This window comes from Sphingorhabdus pulchriflava (genome assembly GCF_003367235.1).
In the GTDB taxonomy this organism is placed as follows: domain Bacteria; phylum Pseudomonadota; class Alphaproteobacteria; order Sphingomonadales; family Sphingomonadaceae; genus Sphingorhabdus_B; species Sphingorhabdus_B pulchriflava.
Window position 1 is genome coordinate 182,706 of sequence record NZ_QRGP01000001.1, and the last position, 19,028, is coordinate 201,733.

The window sequence follows — 19,028 nt, forward strand, 5'->3', positions numbered from 1 at the left end:
GTCATCCATTTTACATCCTTCTGAAATTGCTATATGTTCCAAGGGAATCACGGGGGTCGCGTGAATTACGGAGGAGAAACCATGGCAGATGCTGGTACTTTGACGCGCGCGGATATTGCGGAAGCAATTAATCGCCATGTTGGTCTTTCGCGCGCGGATGCCTCCGCCATGATCGAATCGATCCTGGAACATGTCATCGACGCGCTGGTTGCGGGCGAGAATGTGAAGATTTCCGGCTTTGGCACTTTCGTGCTGCGCGACAAGGCGCAACGCATCGGACGCAATCCGAAAACCGGCGTCGAAGTGCCCATCACGCCGCGCCGCGTGCTGACCTTCCGTGCGAGCCAGGGCCTGCGCCACAAGGTCAAATAAACTGCGATGGACAAGGCACCCGAAGCGTTTCTGACCATTGGTGAAATGGCTGACCGGCTGGGCGTGAAAACGCACATCTTGCGCTATTGGGAAGAACAATTCCCGATGCTCAAGCCGCTGAAACGTGCGGGTGGACGGAGGCTTTACCGGCCTTCGGACGTGGCGCTTCTCGACCAGATACAGGATCTTCTGTCGAAACAGGGATATACGATTCGGGGTGCCCGGGCCTATCTGGCAAAGGGCGGCTCGGCCGAAAACGTCGCCATCGCAGCACCATCGCCCATAACCGCGCCAGCACCGGCTCCTGTGGGGGATCTTTTTGCCAGACCTGCTGCGTCAACATTGGTTCCGGAATTGCGCGCAATCCGAGATCGGTTGGCAAAAGCTTTGGCTGCTGCCTGAACTATTCGATCGTATAATCAGGCAGCGAATGGAAAGCGCTGCGCAGCGCATCTGACCATTTGTCCGACACCGATCGGTAATAGGGGTCGTCCTCGGCGATACGGCGTTTTTGCAGCGGTTCAAACCGGTCGCGCGGCAGCAGCAGCATGTCGAGGGGCAGGGCAACCGAAAGGTTCGCTGCCATCGTTGAATCGAACGACACCATCAACAGCTTGACCGCGCTTTCAAAGCTCATGTCCGACTGGAAACCGCGCACCAATATAGGGCGGCCATATTTGGTTTCGCCAATCTGGAAAAAGGGGGTGTCTTCCGACGCCTCGATGAAATTGCCTTCGGGGTAGATCATGAACAGCCGGGGTTCCATGCCCTTGATCTGGCCGCCGACGATCAGCGTGGCATTGAAGGTCGTTTCGGCATTGAGCCCGGTCTGTTCGCGGGTGCGGATGGTTTCACGCAGCAAATCGCCGATGATCTGCGCGACCTGAAACATGGAAGCGGCCGCCAGGATAGAAGGATTACGCTCCTCGGGGGCCTTGGTGCGCTCGGCGAGCATGCTGATAACTGACTGCGTGGTGGCCAGATTGCCAGCGGTCATGATCGTGATGTAGCGTTCACCCGGTTTTTCGAAGCTGTGCATCTTGCGGAAGGTCGAGATATTGTCGACGCCCGAATTGGTGCGCGTGTCCGACATGAACACCAGCCCCGAATCCAGCTTCATCCCAACGCAATAGGTCACTCTAGTCTTGCCCCTGTATCCCTTTTGCCCACGCGTTACTGTTCAACGGCGAGGCTGACAACCATGCTCTGCTCACCGCCGCCATAGGAAATGCCCGAAATCGGCGCGGCCTCGGCATAATCGGCACCGGTAGCAACGCGGACATAACGCAAATCGGGGCTAATCCCGTTCGAGATATCAAAGCCGACCCAGCCCAATCCTTCGACATGGGCTTCCGCCCAAGCATGACTTGCTTCCTGCTCGACGCGGTCGGATAGCATTAGATAGCCGCTGATATAGCGGGCGGGGATGCCCAGACTGCGCGCCGCCGCGATAAAGACATGCGCATGGTCCTGGCAGACGCCATGTCCGGCAGCAAGCGCGGCGTCTGCTGTAGTTGCGGAATCGGTGTGGCCGATATCATAGCGCACCGCTGCCAGAACCTTGGTCGAAAGCGCATGCAATGTCGCCAAAAGGTCATCGCCCTCGGCCACCGCTGACCGGGCAAGCGCCTGTATCTCGCGCGTCGGCTCGGTCAACGGGGTTGGTCGCAGGAAATACCAGAGCGGTACATGTCCGCCATGCCGCCCCATGATCCCGGCCGTGTCGTTGGTTTCAACCTCGCCATCGCAGCGGACGATGATTTCACCCGCACCTTCGTTGATACTCACAAGCAGAATGTGGTTATTGTGATAGTCGATATAGTCGGCTTCCACCTTGCCGCCTTCGATCTCGGTTTTCCAATGCAGGATTTTTTGCGCAGCATTTTCCTTGGGGATCAGCCGCAACCGCTGCAGCCCATAGGGTACTGGGTGCTCGAAACGGTAATGGGTCAGATGATGGATTTTCAGCAGCATTGCATCATCCATAGAACCTGTAATCGCGCTCGATCTGGCCTGCCAGCTGCGCATTGCAGGTCATGAAGTCGGTCAAGAATTCATGCAGCCCGCTCTCGAATATCGCTTCGATCGGGCGTGTTTGCAGGCCGTTGTGGATTTCATCAGCCAGATCGTGCGACGGCATGCGGCTGCCATAATCTTTTTCCAGATAGCAGAGATTGCCGTGCAGTTTCTGGTAACAGAAGGCGAGCGAGCGCGGGAAACGTTCGTCGAGGATCAGGAACTCCGCCACGCCGACGGGTCGCGTATCCCCGGCATTGAGCCAGCGGAAGGCGTGCTCGGCAGAGACCGAGCGCAGGATCGTCTCCCACTGAACATTATCGAGCGAGGAGCCGACAAAGGAGAGCGAGGGTAGCAGCACATAATATTTGACGTCGAGGATGCGTGCCGTGTTGTCGGCGCGTTCAAGGAAAGTACCGAGGCGCGCGAAATTATAGACGTCGATTCGCAGCATCGAGCCATGCAGTGCACCGCGCACCTGAGCCGATTGCTGACGGATCATTGCGATCAGGCCGGGCAGGTCTGTTTCCCGGGCAGGTCGGGCTAACGCCTCCTTCATCCGCATCCAGAAGATGTTGGTCGCCTCCCACACTTCGCGGGTTAGCGCCGTGCGCGTCATCCGTGCATTGTGCCGCGCGGTTTCGAGCATCGCGAGCACTGAGGTCGGGTTAGCTTTGTCGCGTAATAGATAATTGACGACATGCGCTGCCGCATAATCATCATATCGGCTTTCATAGCCCGATTGCAGTCCGGCAGTGGTGACGACCGACCGCCACTCCTCATCCGAGCCCGTATTCCGTGTCAGCGCCATGCGGTGTCCGGCCTCGAGCAGGCGCGCCATATTTTCGCACCGCTCCAGGTATCGGAACATCCAGAATATGCCGCCTGCGGTTCTGCCGAGCATCTAGTCCTCCAGCACCCAGCTGTCCTTGGTGCCGCCGCCCTGGCTCGAATTGACGACGAGTGAACCTTTTTTGAGCGCAACCCGCGTCAGTCCACCGGGGGTGATCTCGATTCCATTGGGCGAAACCAGGACAAAGGGTCGCAGGTCGACATGGCGGGGGGCGAGCCCGGCCTTCGTCAGCACCGGCACGGTCGACAGTGCAAGCGTCGGCTGCGCGATATAGTTTCCGGGGCGTGCCTTCAGCTTTTTGGAGAAGGCTTCCAGCTCCGCCTTGCTCGCCGCTGGCCCCACAAGCATGCCATAGCCACCGGAGCCATGGACTTCCTTGACCACCAGTTCCTTCAGATTGGCGAGCACATATTTGAGCGCATCGGGTTCCGCACAGCGCCAGGTCGGTACATTGGCGAGCAACGGCTTTTCGCCGGTATAGAATTCGACAATCTCGGGCATATAGCTGTAGATGGCCTTATCGTCAGCGATGCCGGTGCCTGGTGCGTTGGCAATCGTGATCTTGCCTGCGCGGTAGAGGTCCATGATGCCGGGCACGCCCAGTTGCGATTCCGGGCGGAACGTCATGGGATCGAGAAAATCATCATCGACGCGGCGATAGAGGACGTCGATCGGCTTGTAGCCCTGCGTGGTACGCATGGCGACGCGGCCGTCGACGATCCTCAGGTCATGCCCCTCGACCAGTTCTGCCCCCATCTGGTCGGCCAGGAAGGCATGCTCGAAATAAGCGCTGTTGTAGATCCCCGGCGTCAGCACCGCTACCACAGGCCGCCCATCGCAGCCTTTGGGGGCGCAGGCCTCCAGCGAGCGGCGTAGGTTTTTGGGATAGCTGCCTACCTCGCGCACGCGGATCGCGCTGAACAGTTCGGGAAACATGTTCATCATCGTTTCGCGATTTTCGAGCATATAGGACACACCCGACGGCGTGCGGGCATTATCCTCCAGCACGTAAAATTCGTCATCGCCGGTGCGCACAAGATCGATGCCAACGATATGGGTGTAGACGCGGCCCGGCGGAGTGAAGCCGATCATCGCGGGCAGGAAGGCGCTGTTTTTTGCGATTAGTTCTTCAGGAACGCGGCCGGCACGGATGATTTCCTGCCGGTGATAGATGTCGTGGAGGAAGGCATTGATGGCACGCACTCGCTGTTCGATGCCGCGCGACAATTTGCTCCATTCCTTTGCGCCGACAATCCTCGGCACGATGTCAAAGGGGATCAGGCGCTCTTCGGCCTCGTTTGCGCCATAGACGTTGAAGGTGATGCCGGTGCGGCGGAATACGGCGTCGGCCTCTTCGGCTTTCTTGCGTAGCGCGGCCAGCTGCTGCCCTTCAAACCATGCGGCATAATCCGAATAGGCGCTGCGGGCGCCACCGTCGGGGCGCAGCATTTCGTCAAAAGCCGGTTTGGGCTGCTCCATGAGTCACGAAGCTGTCAAAAATTTAGGCAGTGCACAAGTGCTTTTCGCAACTGCACAATAAATGTGCAACTATGATTTTACATGGTCATATCACGGGCAAGCAGCATGTCGCTGAATTCGACATCATCAACCATGAAAATGGTGTCGCCAATCTTCGCAAAACCGTGCTTTCGATAGAAGCCGATCGCGCGATCATTATTTTCATATACGGCGAGCAGCAACCGGCGTGCCTGTCTTTTGTGCGCGATATCTATGGCGTGCTGCAGCAATGCTGCCCCGTTTCCGCCACCTTGCCACGGCCCGAGAAGATAGATTCGCTTCAGTTCCCAATCCCCGTCCCGCTGGAAATCGGAATGTTCGGGCGGGCAGAGCATGGCATAGGCCACCGGTGCACCCAATGGGGTTTCGCCGATGATGATGTCGACATCGGGATCGGCCAGTTTGGCGGCATAGAATTCGGGGCTGTGCAATTCCTTGAGGAAGCGGATCAGCGCCGGGCCGGGATGGTCGAAAGCAAAGGTTGCAAGGAAGGTTGCCTGTCCCAACAGCGACAGCGACTCCTCATCCCCCGGCTGTGCGCTGCGCCAGACGATCGGCGTCATTCGGCGTCGGGCCCGAGGCTGGAGTCCAGATCGCGCGGGCGGACGAAGCGTTTGAGGTGCGCGACGGGCTTTCCAATGTCGGCCCAATGGTCGATCGGGATTTCGAGCTGTGCAAGTGCGGCTGTCGGATATTTGATCTCGACCTCATCGCGCAAAGGCGAACTGCCGTCGTCGGGTACTAGATCGAATACCAAATCTTCAACTGCAGGGCAGTGGCCAACCACCATTATAATATCATGCGCGTCGTCGACCTCACGCAGCACATCAAGCACGGTAGCGCTTGACGCCAGATAGATGCGCCTTTCCCAGGTCGGCTCCATCTTGCGGCCATAGCCCGCCCAGACACCATCCAACGTTTCGATCACGCGCACGGCGGGGCTGGCGATGACATGTTCGAAGGTCACACCGTTGGAAGCCATCCACTGGCCGATGGTGCGCGCGGCCTTTTCACCGCGTTTGTTCAGCGGTCGGTCAAAATCGCGCGCGACCGGATCGTCCCATCCCGACTTGGCATGGCGCAGCAGGTAAAGCGTCTTCGTCAAAAGGGGATATCCTCGTCCTCAATCTCTTGCGCGCTCCCCTGCCCGAAATTTGTTGCAGGTGAAAGACCGGATTTGATCCGCCGCACCGCCTCGTCGAGCGTTACGCGGTGGATGGGCGTTCCGGCAGGAAAGGCGGTTAGCAACCGTGAGGGTGTGGCGGAAGAAAGCAGCACGAAATGGCCCTTGTCATCTGCTTTACGGATCAGGCGGCCAAAGGCCTGCGCCAGTCGAGCGCGGATGATGCGGTCGTCATATTCGGTGCCACCACCCATCAGCCGCCGCGCCTTGTGCAGGATGTCGGGGCGCGGCCAGGGCACCTGTTCCATGATGACAAGGCGCAGCGAATGGCCGGGAACATCCATCCCGTCGCGCAGTGCATCGGTGCCGAGTAAAGAGGCGTGCGGATCGTCGCGGAAGATGTCGACCAGCGTGCCAGTATCCATCGGGTCGACATGCTGGGCGTAGAGCGGCAGTCCGTCGCGCGCCAGCCGGTCGGCAATGCGGGCATGGACGCTGCGCAGCCGCTTGATCGCGGTGAACAGCCCCAGCGCGCCGCCCTGTGATGCCGAAATCAGCGCCGAATAGGCCCCGGCGAGTGCAGGCATATCGCCGCGCGCAATGTCGGTGACCACCAACACTTCGGCCTGGCTTGCATAGTCAAACGGGCTGGGGGCAGAGAAATGTTCGACTTTATGTTCGAGATGCGCGGCCCCAGTGCGGGCCTCGGCGGTGCCCCAGTCCCCGCCGCTCCGCAACGTTGCGGACGTGGTGAGGATGCCGTGCGCAGGTTTGAGGACGACGCTCGATACGGGTCGTGTCGGGTCGAGCCAGTGGCGGTGGATGCCGATATCATATTCGCGGCCCTCGCCGCGATCGACCGCCAGCCAATCGACAAAATCGGGATCGGCGGGGCCGCCGCCGCGCCCGAGAAGGGCTATCCAGCCACGCAACGTGTCGACGCGCCAGCCCAGGCTCGCCATCGCGCCTTCGATGCGCGCGCGGGCGGCCGCATCGAGCCAGTCGGGCGCATCCTCGACGATCGCCTCCAGCCGCTGCCCCAGCACCATCAGAGGTTTGACGAGTGCTTCGAGCGTCTTCATCAAATCGGCAATCGCCTCAATGAGATGCGCATCCAGATTGGCGTATTCGGTTTCGAGGCCATAGCCGCTTTCGGCCTGCCCTTCGTCGCGCGCATAGACCGTGGTGCGCACAGCGGCGAGCAGCCGTTCGGCAGGCCCCGATGGCACGCCTTCGTTGACGCGGCCCAACCAGCCATCGCCGGGCAGTGCTTCTGCCGCCTCGCGCGCTGCTTCGATGGCAAGTCCGCCTTCTTCGTCATAGCTGGCGACATCGGCGAGCCGCGCCGAAAGCCCGCGCCGCCTGCCGCGCGCCTTGCCCTCGGGGCCGATGATCCAGCGGCGGATTTCGATCATTTCCGCGCCCGTCAGCGCGGCGGCAAAGGTCGAATCGGCAGCGTCGAACAGATGATGGCCTTCATCGAAGATGATACGTGTGGGTCGGTTCGCCTCCTCGCGCCCGCGCGCTGCGTTGACCATCATCAAAGCATGGTTGGCGATAACGATATCGGCCTGCGCCGAAGCGCGGCTGGCGCATTCGATGAAGCATTTGCGGTAGTGCGGGCAACCTGCATAGATGCACTCTCCGCGCCGGTCGGTCAGCGCGGTCGAACCGTTGCGACGGAACAGGGTCGGCAGCCATCCGGGCAGATCGCCCCCAATCATGTCACCGTCGGCGGTATACGCCGCCCAACGCGCCACCAGATGCGCGAGTATGGCAGCTCGCCCCGCAAAACCGCCTTGCAGTGCATCCTCAAGGTTCAACAGGCACAGATAATTTTCACGGCCCTTGCGGACGACGACCTTTTCTTTGAACTGCTGCGCGTCGGGATAGACCCGTCGTGCCTCACTCACCAGCTGCCGCTGCAAGGCCTTGGTATATGTCGATATCCAGACCGCGCCGTCAGCCTCTTGTGCCCATAGCGATGCGGGAGCGAGATAGCCCAGTGTCTTGCCGATGCCCGTGCCGGCCTCTGCCAGCAGCATATTAGGTTCACCTTTGCGCGCCCGCGGATCGAAAATATGGGCAGCGCTGGCGGCAAAGGCGCGCTGGCCTTCGCGGATTTCGGCACCGCTGCCGGTCAATCGGGCGAGTTGGGTTTCGACCGCTGCTCTATCGAGCACCACTGATCGCGGCGGCGTGCGGAGCGGTGCTTCCTCCCATTCGGGCAGTTTTGAAAACAGCCAGCGCTCTTTTTGTTCGGGTTTGGGCAGCTGGTCGGCAACCACCCGCGCCCATGGCCAGCGCAAACGCGCCAAGGCCTGCGCTGCGTCCCATGCACCTTCGCGTTCCGGCCATGCGGGGTCGGTGAGGGTGGCGAGAAGCTTTTGGGTGGCGGTTAGGAGCAAGCCGGCAATCGCTTCGTCACCTGCAGGTTCGCCGAGCCCCAGCAGTTCGGAAAGCCCTTTGGCCGTAGGCACAACAAAGCGCGCTGGATGCACAAAGGCGAACAGTTCGAGCAGATCGAGCCCCGACAATTCGGCATAGCCCAGCCGCTGCGCCACCAGCGGCGCGTTGAGCAGGATCATCGGCGTTTCAGCCGCCCGCGCCACCGCCTCTGCCTTACCCACCCGCCGCGTTTCGCCATTTGACGAAGCAATCCAGATACCGGCATGGCTTGCATGCAGCGCAGGAAAGGCTAGGGGAGGGGCCATATCCGCCATTCATGGCAAGTTTGGAACGAAAAGGAAACGTTGAAATGAGCGTCGATCCCGCCCTTCGCACGGCAGCCTTGGCGAGCAAGGCATGGCCCTATGAAGAGGCACGGCGCGTGCTCAAACGTTTTCCGCAGGGTAAGCCGGGCGGCGCGCCTGTGCTGTTCGAAACCGGCTATGGCCCGTCGGGCCTGCCGCATATCGGCACTTTCAACGAAGTGCTGCGGACAACGATGGTCCGCCGCGCACTGGAAGAAATGGCCGACATGCCAACACGGCTGGTGGCTTTTTCCGACGATATGGATGGCTTGCGCAAGGTGCCGGACAATGTGCCCAATCAGGCGATGCTCACCGAACATCTGGGCAAGCCGCTGACGCGCATCCCCGACCCGTTCGAGAAATATGAGAGTTTTGCGCATCACAACAATGCGATGCTGCGTGAATTCCTCGACCGTTTCGGTTTCGAATATGAATTCGTCTCTTCTACGACAATGTATGAGGGCGGCCAGTTTGACGAAGCGCTGAAGGGCGTGTTGCGCAATTATCAGGCGATCATGGAAATCATGTTGCCGACATTGCGCGCCGAACGGGCTGCCACTTATTCGCCGGTGCTACCGGTCAGCCCCAAGTCGGGTATGGTGCTGCAGGTTCCGGTAACGGTGGTCGATGCCGAGGCAGGGTTGGTTTCGTTCGAGGATGACGGTGAGACGATCACCCAGTCGATCCTCGGCGGGCAGGCAAAGCTGCAGTGGAAGGTCGATTGGGCCATGCGCTGGGTGGCACTGGGAGTCGACTATGAAATGTACGGCAAAGACCTGACCGACAGTGGCATCCAGTCGGGCAAGATTGCGCAGGTTCTGGGCGGGCGGAAGCCCGACGGGCTGATCTACGAAATGTTCCTCGACGAAAAGGGCGAGAAGATTTCGAAGTCGAAGGGCAATGGTCTGAGCCTTGAGGATTGGTTGTCGTACGGCACCGAGGAAAGCCTTGCCTTCTATGCGTATCGCGAACCCAAAAGCGCGAAGCAGCTTCACCTTGGCGTGATCCCGCGTGCGGTCGATGAATATTTCCAGTTCCGTGGCACCTATGCGGGGCAGGAAATCGAGAAGAAGCTCGGCAATCCCGTGCACCATATTCACAACGGTAAGGTTCCTGCGGATGTTCCGCCGGTGACCTTCGGGCTGCTGCTCAATCTCGCCGGTGTGATGGGGCCGCATGCGACCGCGCCGCAGGTCTGGGGCTATCTCGGCAATTATGTGCCCGATGCGACCGCTGCGACGCATCCGGAGCTCGCGAACCTCATCAATCTCGCGCTCGCCTACAACCGCGATCATGTCGCGCCGACGCTGCAAAGGCGCAAGGCCGAGGGGATTGAGATCGAAGCGCTCAAGAGGCTCGATGCTGAACTCGCGCCGCTCCCGGCCGATGCCCCGGCTGAGGATATCCAGAATATCGTCTATGAAATCGGCAAGACCGGTGGTTTTGAAAATCTGCGCGACTGGTTCAAGGCGCTGTACGAGACGCTTCTGGGTTCGAGCGCAGGCCCGCGCATGGGCAGCTTCATCGCGCTTTATGGCATTGCCAACACCCGCAAGCTGATCGCCGAGGCGCTTGCATGACTGTGGTCGCCGCCCGCATCTATCGTGATGGGCGGCTGCTGACCGACGTCGATCTGGCCAAACCCATCCCGACGCTGGAAAAGAAAGAGGATTTCATCTGGATCGGGCTGCACGAACCCGATGCGGCTACGATCAAGACGATTCAGGAGCATTTCGGCCTGCACGAACTGGCGGTCGAGGATGCGCTCGATCCACGCCATCTGCCCAAGATGGAAAATTATGGCGAAACGCTGTTTGTGGTCGCGCGCACGGTGCATTTGGAAGGTCCGGCTGACAATGCACGGATCGCCTATGGTAACACCGCGATCTTTCTGGGGCGGCAGTTCATCATCACGGTCCGCCACGGTTCGATGCGCGGGCACGCCCCGATCCGGCAGCAGTTGGAAGCGACGCCCTGGCTGCTAAAGCACGGGCCGGACTATGTGCTCCATGCGATCCTGGATTTCATCGTCGATGGCTATTTCGATGTTATCGATCTGGTCGAAGAGCAGGTGTTAGCAATGGAAGATCAGGCGCTCGTCACCTTCCTCGATCGCGCCCAGACATCGCGCCTGTTTACATTGCGGCGCGACCTGTTCCGGCTGCAGCGGATATTGGGGCCGATGGAAGATCTGGCCAACCGCTTCGTCAATATCGACCTGCCGCAGCTGGACAACGAGATTGACCCTTATTTCCGCGATCTTGCCGATCATGTCCGTCGGGTGAACTACCGCGTGGCGGGCTTGCGCGATACGCTGACCAGCGTGATCGAAACCAGCGGACTGCTGGAGCAGCAACGGCAGGGTGTGATTACCCGGCAGCTAGCGGCCTGGGCTGCCATTTTGGCGGTACCGACCGCGATTGCGGGCATTTACGGGATGAATTTCAAATTCATGCCGGAGCTTGAAAGCCGTTACGGTTACTTCATTGTGGTCGGTGCGATGGCGCTGATCTGCGGATCGCTCTTTTATCGCTTCAAGAAGCTGGGCTGGCTGTAACCCGCCGCAATACCGACATATAATTCGGCTCGATCGTCATTTTCGCATGATAGCCCTCCTTGCCGAGCAAGGCATGCGCGCGCGGCAGGCTGTAGCAGGGCACGCCCATGAAGAGGTGATGCTCGCTGTGGTAGTTGACCCAATAGGGCGCGACGGTCGCGCGCTCGAAAAAGCCTGCATAAGTGGTGCGGGCATGGCTGAAGGGATCGTCGCTACCTGTCGTGGTGCAAGCATGTTCGGCTATGTTGCGAATGCGCAGGAACAGCTGGAATGTCGTCGCCAGCGCCACGAGCCAGAGCAGAAAGGGCAGCCAGCCCCAAAAGGTCAGCGAAACCGCAAGCAGGATGAGCTGCACGAAGAGGAAGCGGCCCACGGTGCGCGCGGTGGTCTTTGCGCCTTCGATATTGGCCACGGGTGCATCGATGCCGCTGCGGCTTTGCAGGTTCAGCGCACGGCCTGCACTGGTGTCGCGCTTGTCCTCAGCATTACCCGCCTCGCCGCGCAGGATCGCCTGTAACCCCCGCAAGGCCGCCGCAAACTGGTGGCTCCGCTGTTTGAAAAAGGTCTGTCCGGTCAGATCTCGCACCGCCTTGCGCCACAGACTGGCGCGCGTGGTCGGGAAGGGTTTGGAAAGCGACAGGTCGGGATCTTCGGGTTGCTGGGTGAATTTGTGGTGGGTCAAATGATAGGCGCGATAGGCGTGGAGGTCGCTGCCCGTCGCCGCGCCGCTTGGCCATTGGCCGAGCCAGTTGTTCACTTGCCGGCTCGGGTGCAGCAACCCGTGCGCTCCATCGTGCATCAATATCGAAAGCCCCAATTGCCGACCGCCCAATATGGCCAGCGCGATTGGAGTCGCTACCAGACCCGCCAGCCAGCTCTGCTCCCACGCCCAAGCCGCACCAAAGGCTGCGAAGGCGACGACCGTCCATGCATGAATGATCTGGAAGATTCCCAACCACGGAGAAACACGCGTTATCGCGCTCCAGTCTTCCGGGGCAAAGATCGTGCGGGGATTGGCGGCTTTGACGGCAGGCATGGGCGCAATATACACCCGACTCGACCGGCTGCCAAATCCGCTACGTCGCGGCGCTTACCCAGCCAACGCGCGGGTCATCCATGTCCACCGCCTCTCCCAGTTCCCAGACATTTTTATAGCCATAGCCATAAAGGTTGATGAAGGTCTGGATGTTGAGCGCGAGCGGCAGCGCCTTGGTCACCACCGGGCGGCGGTTGTTGGTGAAATTGTTGTTGCAGTAGATCAGGATTTCGCGGTCGGGATTTGCGCCAATGACGTGAGCAAGGCTTTCGGCGGTGAAATCAGGCAGCGGCAGGTTGATCGCGCCGGCAATATGCCCTTCGGCAAAGGCCTGAGCCGACCGGGCGTCAAGGATCAGCACATCGTTTTTGGTCGCGCGTGCCTTGAACTCAGACAGCGAGATCAGTCGCTCCGACCGCACCGGTTGCACTTCGGAGGTCAGTGCACGGAATCCGGCATAATCAATCAGCGGGCTGCCAACATCCTGCGCAGCCAGTGGTGTGGGTAGCAGGGCCAGGGCGAGTGGTAAAATGCGCATGGGCAGCTTCCTCCTATCGGGGAAAGCTGCCCATATGGCGTTTAACGGGTGCTGAACGCGTTACTTCTGCGAGGCGATCCAGCCGTCGATCTTCTTCTCAAGCACTGCCAGCGGCAGCGCACCGGTGTTCAGCACCTGATTGTGGAATTCACGCACGTCAAATTTCGCGCCCAGTTCCTTCTGTGCTTTCGCTTTCAGCTTTTGAATCGTCAGCGCGCCAATCTTATAGGCCAGCGCCTGACTGGGGATGGCGATATAGCGTTCGACTTCGGCTGTGGCATCGGTGCGGCCCATATCGCTGTTGGCGAGCATATATTCGATCGACTGGTCACGGGTCCAACCCTTGCTGTGCAGGCCCGTATCGACGACCAACCGCATTGCGCGCAGCATTTCATCGGACAGCGTACCAAAGCGCTGATAGGGGTCCTTGAACAGCCCCATGTCATAGCCCAGCGTTTCGGCGTACAGCGCCCAGCCCTCGACATAGGCGGTGTTGCCGCCAAAGCGCATGAAGGCGGGAAGTTTTTCGTTCTCCTGCGCGATACTGATCTGGAAATGGTGCCCCGGTGCGCCTTCGTGCAGATAGAGCGTGGTCATGCCTGAAGTTGTACGACTGGGCAGGTCATAAGCGTTGAAATAGAAGGTGCCGGGGCGTGAGCCGTCGGGTGTACCTTGCTGATAGCTACCGCCAGCCTCATATTTCTCACGAAACTCTTCATAGGGTTTGATTTCAAGCGGCGCCTTGGGGAGATATTTGAACTGGCTTGAGATGACGGCATCGACCTGCTTGCCGATGTCATAATAGCCTTGGGTCAGCGCCTCGCGGCTTTCCTTCTTGAACTTCGGGTCGGTACGCAGATGTTCGAAGAAATCCTGTAGGCTTCCCTTGAAACCGACCTCGGTCTTGATCTCCTCCATCCCCTTTTTGATGCGATCCACTTCGGACAGGCCAAGCTGGTGGATATCGGCAGCCTTCAAGGGAAGGGTGGTCGTCTGCTCGACCATATATTGGTACAGCTTGTCGCCGCCCTTCATATAAGAAAGGCCAACGCCCTCACGTGCCAGCGGCAGATATTCATCGCGAAGGAAATCGCGCAGCCGCTGGTTGGCCGGATAAAGGCCCTTTTCGACCATTTCTTTGTAAGCCACGGTGAGCCGCGCTTTGTCCGCCTCGCTGAAATCCGCCGGGAATTTGGTGACCGGGCCGTAATAGGGCGATTCCTCGGTTTTCTGCGCCAACTGGGTGTTCAACTGATCGATGACATTGGTGATCGTCAGCTTGGTTTCGAACACGCCCGACGCCATGCCTTCACGGAAACGTCCGATTGAGGCATCCATCAAGGTGATGAACTCCTTATGGCGCTTCAGGTTGTTCTCATAGTCGGCGACGGTCTTGAAAGGTGCCGCACCCTGTCCGCTTGCGAAGGTCGGGTAGAAAGTGTGGAAGCCTGCAAAATGGTTGACCGGGCGGACCACGGTCAGATCCATGATTTCTTTCGAGAGACCTTTAAGGGCGTCAAGCTGGTTCTGCTTGTAGACATCATAGGCGATCTGGCTGGTGGGGTCGAGCTTGGCGCGGTCGATGCTCTCCAGCTTGGCCAGATTGGCTTCGGCTGCCTTGCGTTCGGCATCAAAATAGGCGTCGCTGATATAGTCACCCAAACGGTCGGCATAGCGCATGTCGCCACGGAACAGCGCGTTCAGCGGGTTGCGCTTTAGCGTGGCTTCATCGTCTTCGGCAAACAGAGCTGCCAATTTTTGCGCTTCGTCGGCCTTTGGCGCGACGGCGGCGCTGTCGGTAGTGGAAGCAAATGCCGAGGTGCTGGTTGTTACTGCAGCAGCAAAAGCGCAGCCCGCAAGCAGGGCCAAGCGAAGGGATTTCATCAAACTTTACTCCAATTTTTCAGCGGCGACATTGGTCGCGACGACGATGACCCATTTTCCTTGATGTCAATTCGGCGGACGACAAGCCTGTTTCGACAGACGACGTTAGCCGCGCATGAACGGATAATGATGCGCCCGCCCTTATATTCCGACCCATCGTACCCATATCAGATGCACCCTTGGCCGTAATCACCCGAGCCGAAGGCGTCTCTTTCCGGTCGAATTTTCGCTTGGCGTCCCGAGACGGGTACGACCTCACTGTGCTTTGACAGCATGCAATGCACGGCACATGGAAGTGCCACGTTGAGTCCATGTAATTATAGGAGAGTATAATGGCTAAAAGTCAGAAAAGATCTAACCGTGAAGTCCGCAAGCCCAAAACGGAAGTGCCCAAAAAGCAAAATGCGGCGAACATCTCGCTGAAAAATACGGTTACGGGTGTGCTCGCTTCCAAATCCTGATTTCCAGGATTTCGGTTCCATTCATGCCGTGGCGGTATTGAGTTCCAGCCAGTTGTTCTGCCGATACCATTTGGTGATGATATGCTTGACGCCCTTTTTCACCGGTGTGCCGGTGTGCAGCGATTTGTAGTTCAACGTCCCATCCGGCTTCATGTTATTCCACATCAGCATCGTGCCTGACTGCGGACGGACACCGATGCCGATATGGGGGAATTCAGTCGCGCCGCCCTCTTCGGGCTCGTTGAGGAAAATCATCGCCGTCCAGCTCCGCTGTCCGCCGCGCGGGCCTTCATGGTTCCAATAGCTTTGGCCGGGATGGAAGAAATCATGGTGCGCCTTGAATTCCTGTCCGACCTGATAGCGCTGCCCTTGCATCGTTTCAGCCCAATTATTGTCGATGCCGAGCGTATCGCTCATTCGGGCCTCGACACGGGTAATGTCAGGATCCCAGCGGTTAAGGTGACAGCTGTAACTGGTGCGAAAACCAGCTTGTTCGGTGCCCTTGTATAAGGTTGACGGCACGGCATCGGCGTCAATCTTTGAAATCAATATCCCGCAATCGCGTTTCCCAAGAAAGCCCTGATACACATAGACCTGCAGGTCCGGCACTTCGATTCGCTGGACCAGCGGGTTGTTCTCAAGTTTGCGGGTCACAAATGCGCCGATCTTGGCGAGCTTGGCCGGATCGTTATTCGGATCGAACTTGGTCGGTTCTTCAAGGTCAGCGGACACGCTTGCGCTCCATGCGGGGATGAGTCGCCTGCCTCATAACATGCAAAGCAGTTGGATTTCGAGGGGTTGTAAAGCTGGCGCGGCGCAAACGAAAAGAGCCCGGGGCGGAAGGCACCCCGGGCTCTTCAACTTCTGGAGGGATCAGGATTACCAGAAGAAGTCGTGAATTACGTCGACGACATAGCCGTTGCGGACATCGATCAGCAGCACGTCGTCATAATAGCGTACCCAGCGATAGGGGCCGTGCGCAGGTGGCAGGCGGTAATACCAAGGGTCTGCAATCCAGTAACGGTTCGAGTAAAAGGGCGAGCCTAGATAGATACCGATGCTGAAGCGGCGATACCGGTCGTAACGGTTGGGCGCATAATAGCGGCCGGGCCGGTAATAGCTGCGATAGCGTTCGCGGTGCTCGCGCCAATCATAGCGCCGATCGCTCCGCCAGCTGCGGTCCCAGCGGTCATTGTCGCGTCGGTCATACCGGCGGCTGTCGCTTGAACGGCGATCGTCATCACGACGGCCTTCCCAGCGGCGGCTGTCATCGCGGCGGTCATCCCGGCTATTGTCGTAGTCGCGGCGTCTATCCCAGCGGCCATCGTTGCGGTTGTCGTCATCCCGACCGCTCCAACGGCGGCTGTCATCGTCACGGTTGCGTTGGCGGTTGTCATCGCCCCGACGGCCCTCTTCGCCACGGTTCCATTGCTGGCCTTGCGGCTGCTGTTGCTGCGAATGATTCCAGTTTCCGCGCCGGTCGTCACGCCGCTCCTCACGCCGGTCTTCGCGACGCTCGTAGCGCTGTCCGTCCTGTGGTGAGCGTTCAACGCGTTGTGAACGCTGCTCGTCGCGTCCGGCGCTATCGTCGCGATTGACCGCGCCTTGTCCGCGCACCCATTCGCCCTTGCGCTTTTCACCGCGCTCAAAATTGGATGTGTTGCCCGATGCCGATATTGCGGCACCAGCTTGTGCAGGCTGGGCTGCGTAAGCGGCGGGTGAAAGCGCGATTGTCGAGACAATGCCTATCAAGAATATTTTCTTCATCGTTGGTCCCCGATGCGGGATTGGCACTGCGCCGCTCCGTTGAAGCCCTTATCCCCGATTTAGGCTGTCACGAGGCTGAATGGGGCTGTAATGTTCAGGAAAGGTGCGATTTAGATGAACGACTGGATTTCAGCCAATTTCCTCAAACGCGATGTCTAGGATGGGGAAGTCTTCCCAGCCGTTGAAATCAAAATGCCACCATTCGTTCGAAATTCCCCGAAACCCTTGCGCCTCCATCCAGCGTTCGAGTCGCACGCGATTCGCGATTGCTTCGGGTGCGGCCGCCATGAAGTCGCGGTGCGCGCGCTGAGTGAATTCGTCATAGCCGCTGGGCATTTCGACCAGTTCACCCGTTTCAAGCTGATGCAGCGACAGATCGACCGCGCAGCCGCGGTTGTGCTTCGATCCCTTTTTGGGGTTGGCGACATAGTTGCGTTGTGGCCCGGGCGGTGTTGCATCCCACAAGGCTTTGGTGATGCGCCAGGGCCGGTAGGCATCGAAGATGGTCAGACCATAGCCTTCAGCCGCCGCCACCTTTTGCGCCCGCGCCAGAGCTTCGGCTGCGGACCGGACAAGGAAGGCGCGTGGCTGATCATATAGTTGGCGACCGGTGAAGTTATTGGCTGTGGCGTAGCGGATGTCGAGACGGATGCTCGGGTCGAGTTGGGTCAACTCAACCAACTCCCCTTGTCCCGCCAGAGCTGGTGTGTTCAACGGTTGGGCCGGAGGAGCAATTTTCTCGCTGCGGTCGCAGGCAAGCAACGGCGCTATCATTGCGCCAGCGACAAAATACCGCCGGTTCAGCTTTCCTGCCGCGCCAACCACTCTTCGAGCCACTTGATCGTATAGTCACCATTGATGACGTCCGGATCGCGCAAAAGCGCCTGGTGCAGCGGAATGTTGGTCTTGATATCGGTAATTACCATTTCCTCAAGCGCGCGGCGCATGCGCATCATGCAGCTTTCGCGTGTGCGACCGTAAACGATCAGCTTGGCGATCATGCTGTCATAATAGGGCGGGACGCTATAGCCCGAATACATGCCGCTATCGACGCGCACATGCATGCCGCCTGCGGCGTGATAATGGCCGATCTTGCCGGGGGATGGCACGAAGGTGCGGGCATCCTCGGCATTGATCCGGCATTCCATCGAATGGCCGCGGAATTCGAGCATCTCCTGCGTCACCGAAAGCCCGCGGCCTTCAGCCACCCGAATCTGTTCGCGGACAAGGTCAAATCCGGTTATCATCTCGGTCACCGGATGCTCGACCTGAATGCGCGTATTCATTTCGATGAAATAGAATTCGCCATTTTCCCATAGAAACTCGATCGTGCCGGCGCCTCGATAGCCCATGCCGGCCATCGCCTTGGCAACGATATCGCCCATGCGCGCGCGTTCTTCGGCGGAGATGACGGGTGAGGGCGCTTCCTCGAGCACCTTCTGGTGGCGGCGTTGCAGCGAGCAGTCGCGTTCACCCAGATGGATGGCGGTACCCTCTCCATCGCCGAAAACCTGAAACTCGATATGGCGCGGGTTGCCGAGATATTTTTCGATATAGACGGTCGCATCGCCGAACGCGGCCTTGGCTTCGCTGCCTGCCTGCTGGATCAGTGTTTCCAATTCATCGGGGCTGTTGCACACTTTCATGCCGCGCCCGCCGCCGCCGGATGCGGCCTTGATAATGACCGGATAGCCGACTTCTTCGGCAATCTTTTTGGCTTCGGTAATTTCGGAAACCGCGCCTTCGGATCCGGGAACCAGCGGGAGGCCAAGCTCACCCGCTGTCTTTTTCGCCATCACCTTGTCGCCCATTGTGCGGATGTGTTCGGGCTTGGGGCCGATGAAGGCGATGCCGTGACTCTCGACGATTTCGGCAAATTGGGCGTTTTCCGAGAGAAAGCCATAGCCGGGGTGGATCGCATCGGCATGGCTGATCTCGGCCGCCGAAATGATCGCCGGGATGTTGAGATAGCTGTCCTTCGCTGCGGGCGGGCCGATGCAGATGGCTTCATCGGCGAGGCGGACATGCATCGCGTCGGCATCAGCGGTGGAGTGAACGGCAACAGTCTTGATGCCCATTTCATGCGCCGCACGGTGGATACGCAAAGCGATTTCGCCGCGATTGGCGATCAGGATTTTTTCGATACCCAT

Annotated in this window: 19 protein-coding genes; 5 read left to right on the forward strand and 14 right to left on the reverse strand. The window is 59.2% G+C overall.

Annotation, left to right across the window (positions count from 1 at the left end; translation table 11 throughout):
* Positions 1 to 81 precede the first annotated feature (81 nt).
* A complete protein-coding gene (locus DXH95_RS00890) occupies positions 82 to 372 on the forward strand; it encodes an integration host factor subunit alpha (protein WP_115547602.1) in 291 nt (96 codons plus the stop codon).
* Positions 373 to 378: 6 nt separating this feature from the next.
* Positions 379 to 774 (forward strand): MerR family transcriptional regulator, encoded by a 396-nt coding sequence (locus tag DXH95_RS00895; protein WP_115547603.1) that lies wholly within the window; start codon positions 379 to 381, stop codon positions 772 to 774.
* A gap of 1 nt (position 775) precedes the next feature.
* Here DXH95_RS00895 and DXH95_RS00900 read toward each other — a convergent pair whose 3' ends face one another.
* From DXH95_RS00900 to DXH95_RS00930, 7 genes are all read right to left on the reverse strand, one after another.
* Positions 776 to 1,492: a proteasome-type protease gene (locus DXH95_RS00900; protein WP_239016496.1), complete on the reverse strand. Its 717-nt coding sequence runs from the start codon at positions 1,490 to 1,492 to the stop codon at positions 776 to 778.
* A 53-nt stretch (positions 1,493 to 1,545) separates the two neighbouring features.
* Entirely contained in the window at positions 1,546 to 2,346 is an 801-nt protein-coding gene (locus DXH95_RS00905) for a transglutaminase family protein (RefSeq protein WP_115549313.1), read from the reverse strand.
* Between the two features lie 4 nt (positions 2,347 to 2,350).
* Entirely contained in the window at positions 2,351 to 3,292 is a 942-nt protein-coding gene (locus tag DXH95_RS00910) for an alpha-E domain-containing protein (protein ID WP_115547605.1), read from the reverse strand.
* On the reverse strand, positions 3,293 to 4,720 hold the full coding sequence (locus DXH95_RS00915; RefSeq protein WP_181883525.1) for a circularly permuted type 2 ATP-grasp protein: 1,428 nt from the start codon (positions 4,718 to 4,720) through the stop codon (positions 3,293 to 3,295).
* Between the two features lie 77 nt (positions 4,721 to 4,797).
* Positions 4,798 to 5,322 carry a GNAT family N-acetyltransferase gene (locus DXH95_RS00920; RefSeq protein ID WP_115547606.1) on the reverse strand — a complete coding sequence of 175 codons (525 nt, stop codon included), beginning with the start codon at positions 5,320 to 5,322 and terminating at the stop codon, positions 4,798 to 4,800.
* Positions 5,319 to 5,864 (reverse strand): SixA phosphatase family protein, encoded by a 546-nt coding sequence (locus tag DXH95_RS00925; protein ID WP_115547607.1) that lies wholly within the window; start codon positions 5,862 to 5,864, stop codon positions 5,319 to 5,321. Before DXH95_RS00925 ends, DXH95_RS00920 begins: the two co-directional genes overlap by 4 nt.
* Positions 5,861 to 8,596, reverse strand: a complete 2,736-nt coding sequence (locus DXH95_RS00930; protein WP_115549315.1) for an ATP-dependent DNA helicase — start codon at positions 8,594 to 8,596, stop codon at positions 5,861 to 5,863. The genes DXH95_RS00925 and DXH95_RS00930 overlap by 4 nt, the downstream gene beginning before the upstream one ends.
* A gap of 44 nt (positions 8,597 to 8,640) precedes the next feature.
* Here DXH95_RS00930 and DXH95_RS00935 point away from each other — a divergent pair, with 44 nt between their 5' ends.
* Positions 8,641 to 10,215, forward strand: a complete 1,575-nt coding sequence (locus DXH95_RS00935) for a lysine--tRNA ligase (RefSeq protein ID WP_115549316.1) — start codon at positions 8,641 to 8,643, stop codon at positions 10,213 to 10,215.
* Positions 10,212 to 11,192 carry a magnesium and cobalt transport protein CorA gene (locus DXH95_RS00940; RefSeq protein WP_115547608.1) on the forward strand — a complete coding sequence of 327 codons (981 nt, stop codon included), beginning with the start codon at positions 10,212 to 10,214 and terminating at the stop codon, positions 11,190 to 11,192. Before DXH95_RS00935 ends, DXH95_RS00940 begins: the two co-directional genes overlap by 4 nt.
* Here the strand turns inward: DXH95_RS00940 and DXH95_RS00945 are convergent.
* Genes DXH95_RS00945 through DXH95_RS00955 form a run of 3 tightly spaced genes read right to left on the reverse strand, consistent with a single transcriptional unit; the run spans position 11,170 to position 14,650 of the window.
* Positions 11,170 to 12,228, reverse strand: coding sequence for a fatty acid desaturase family protein (locus DXH95_RS00945; RefSeq protein ID WP_115547609.1), 1,059 nt, complete (start codon positions 12,226 to 12,228; stop codon positions 11,170 to 11,172). The genes DXH95_RS00940 and DXH95_RS00945 overlap by 23 nt on opposite strands.
* A 40-nt stretch (positions 12,229 to 12,268) precedes the next feature.
* Positions 12,269 to 12,766, reverse strand: a complete 498-nt coding sequence (locus DXH95_RS00950) for a rhodanese-like domain-containing protein (protein ID WP_115547610.1) — start codon at positions 12,764 to 12,766, stop codon at positions 12,269 to 12,271.
* A 60-nt stretch (positions 12,767 to 12,826) separates the two neighbouring features.
* The gene (locus tag DXH95_RS00955; RefSeq protein WP_115547611.1) at positions 12,827 to 14,650 is read right to left on the reverse strand and encodes a DUF885 domain-containing protein; all 1,824 of its coding nucleotides are present in this window, start codon (positions 14,648 to 14,650) and stop codon (positions 12,827 to 12,829) included.
* A 332-nt stretch (positions 14,651 to 14,982) separates the two neighbouring features.
* Here DXH95_RS00955 and DXH95_RS16280 point away from each other — a divergent pair, with 332 nt between their 5' ends.
* Complete coding sequence (locus DXH95_RS16280) at positions 14,983 to 15,111, forward strand: hypothetical protein (RefSeq protein ID WP_275401822.1); 129 nt, start codon at positions 14,983 to 14,985, stop codon at positions 15,109 to 15,111.
* A 21-nt stretch (positions 15,112 to 15,132) separates the two neighbouring features.
* Here DXH95_RS16280 and DXH95_RS00960 read toward each other — a convergent pair whose 3' ends face one another.
* The 4 genes from DXH95_RS00960 to accC all read right to left on the reverse strand — a co-directional run bounded on the left by DXH95_RS00960 (position 15,133) and on the right by accC (position 19,028).
* Positions 15,133 to 15,843, reverse strand: coding sequence for a prolyl hydroxylase family protein (locus DXH95_RS00960; protein WP_115547612.1), 711 nt, complete (start codon positions 15,841 to 15,843; stop codon positions 15,133 to 15,135).
* Positions 15,844 to 15,990: 147 nt separating this feature from the next.
* Positions 15,991 to 16,878 (reverse strand): RcnB family protein, encoded by an 888-nt coding sequence (locus DXH95_RS00965; protein ID WP_115547613.1) that lies wholly within the window; start codon positions 16,876 to 16,878, stop codon positions 15,991 to 15,993.
* 129 nt (positions 16,879 to 17,007) lie between these two features.
* A complete protein-coding gene (locus DXH95_RS00970) occupies positions 17,008 to 17,592 on the reverse strand; it encodes a M15 family metallopeptidase (RefSeq protein WP_220272231.1) in 585 nt (194 codons plus the stop codon).
* Positions 17,593 to 17,678: 86 nt separating this feature from the next.
* The gene (gene accC / locus DXH95_RS00975) at positions 17,679 to 19,028 is read right to left on the reverse strand and encodes an acetyl-CoA carboxylase biotin carboxylase subunit (RefSeq protein ID WP_115547614.1); all 1,350 of its coding nucleotides are present in this window, start codon (positions 19,026 to 19,028) and stop codon (positions 17,679 to 17,681) included.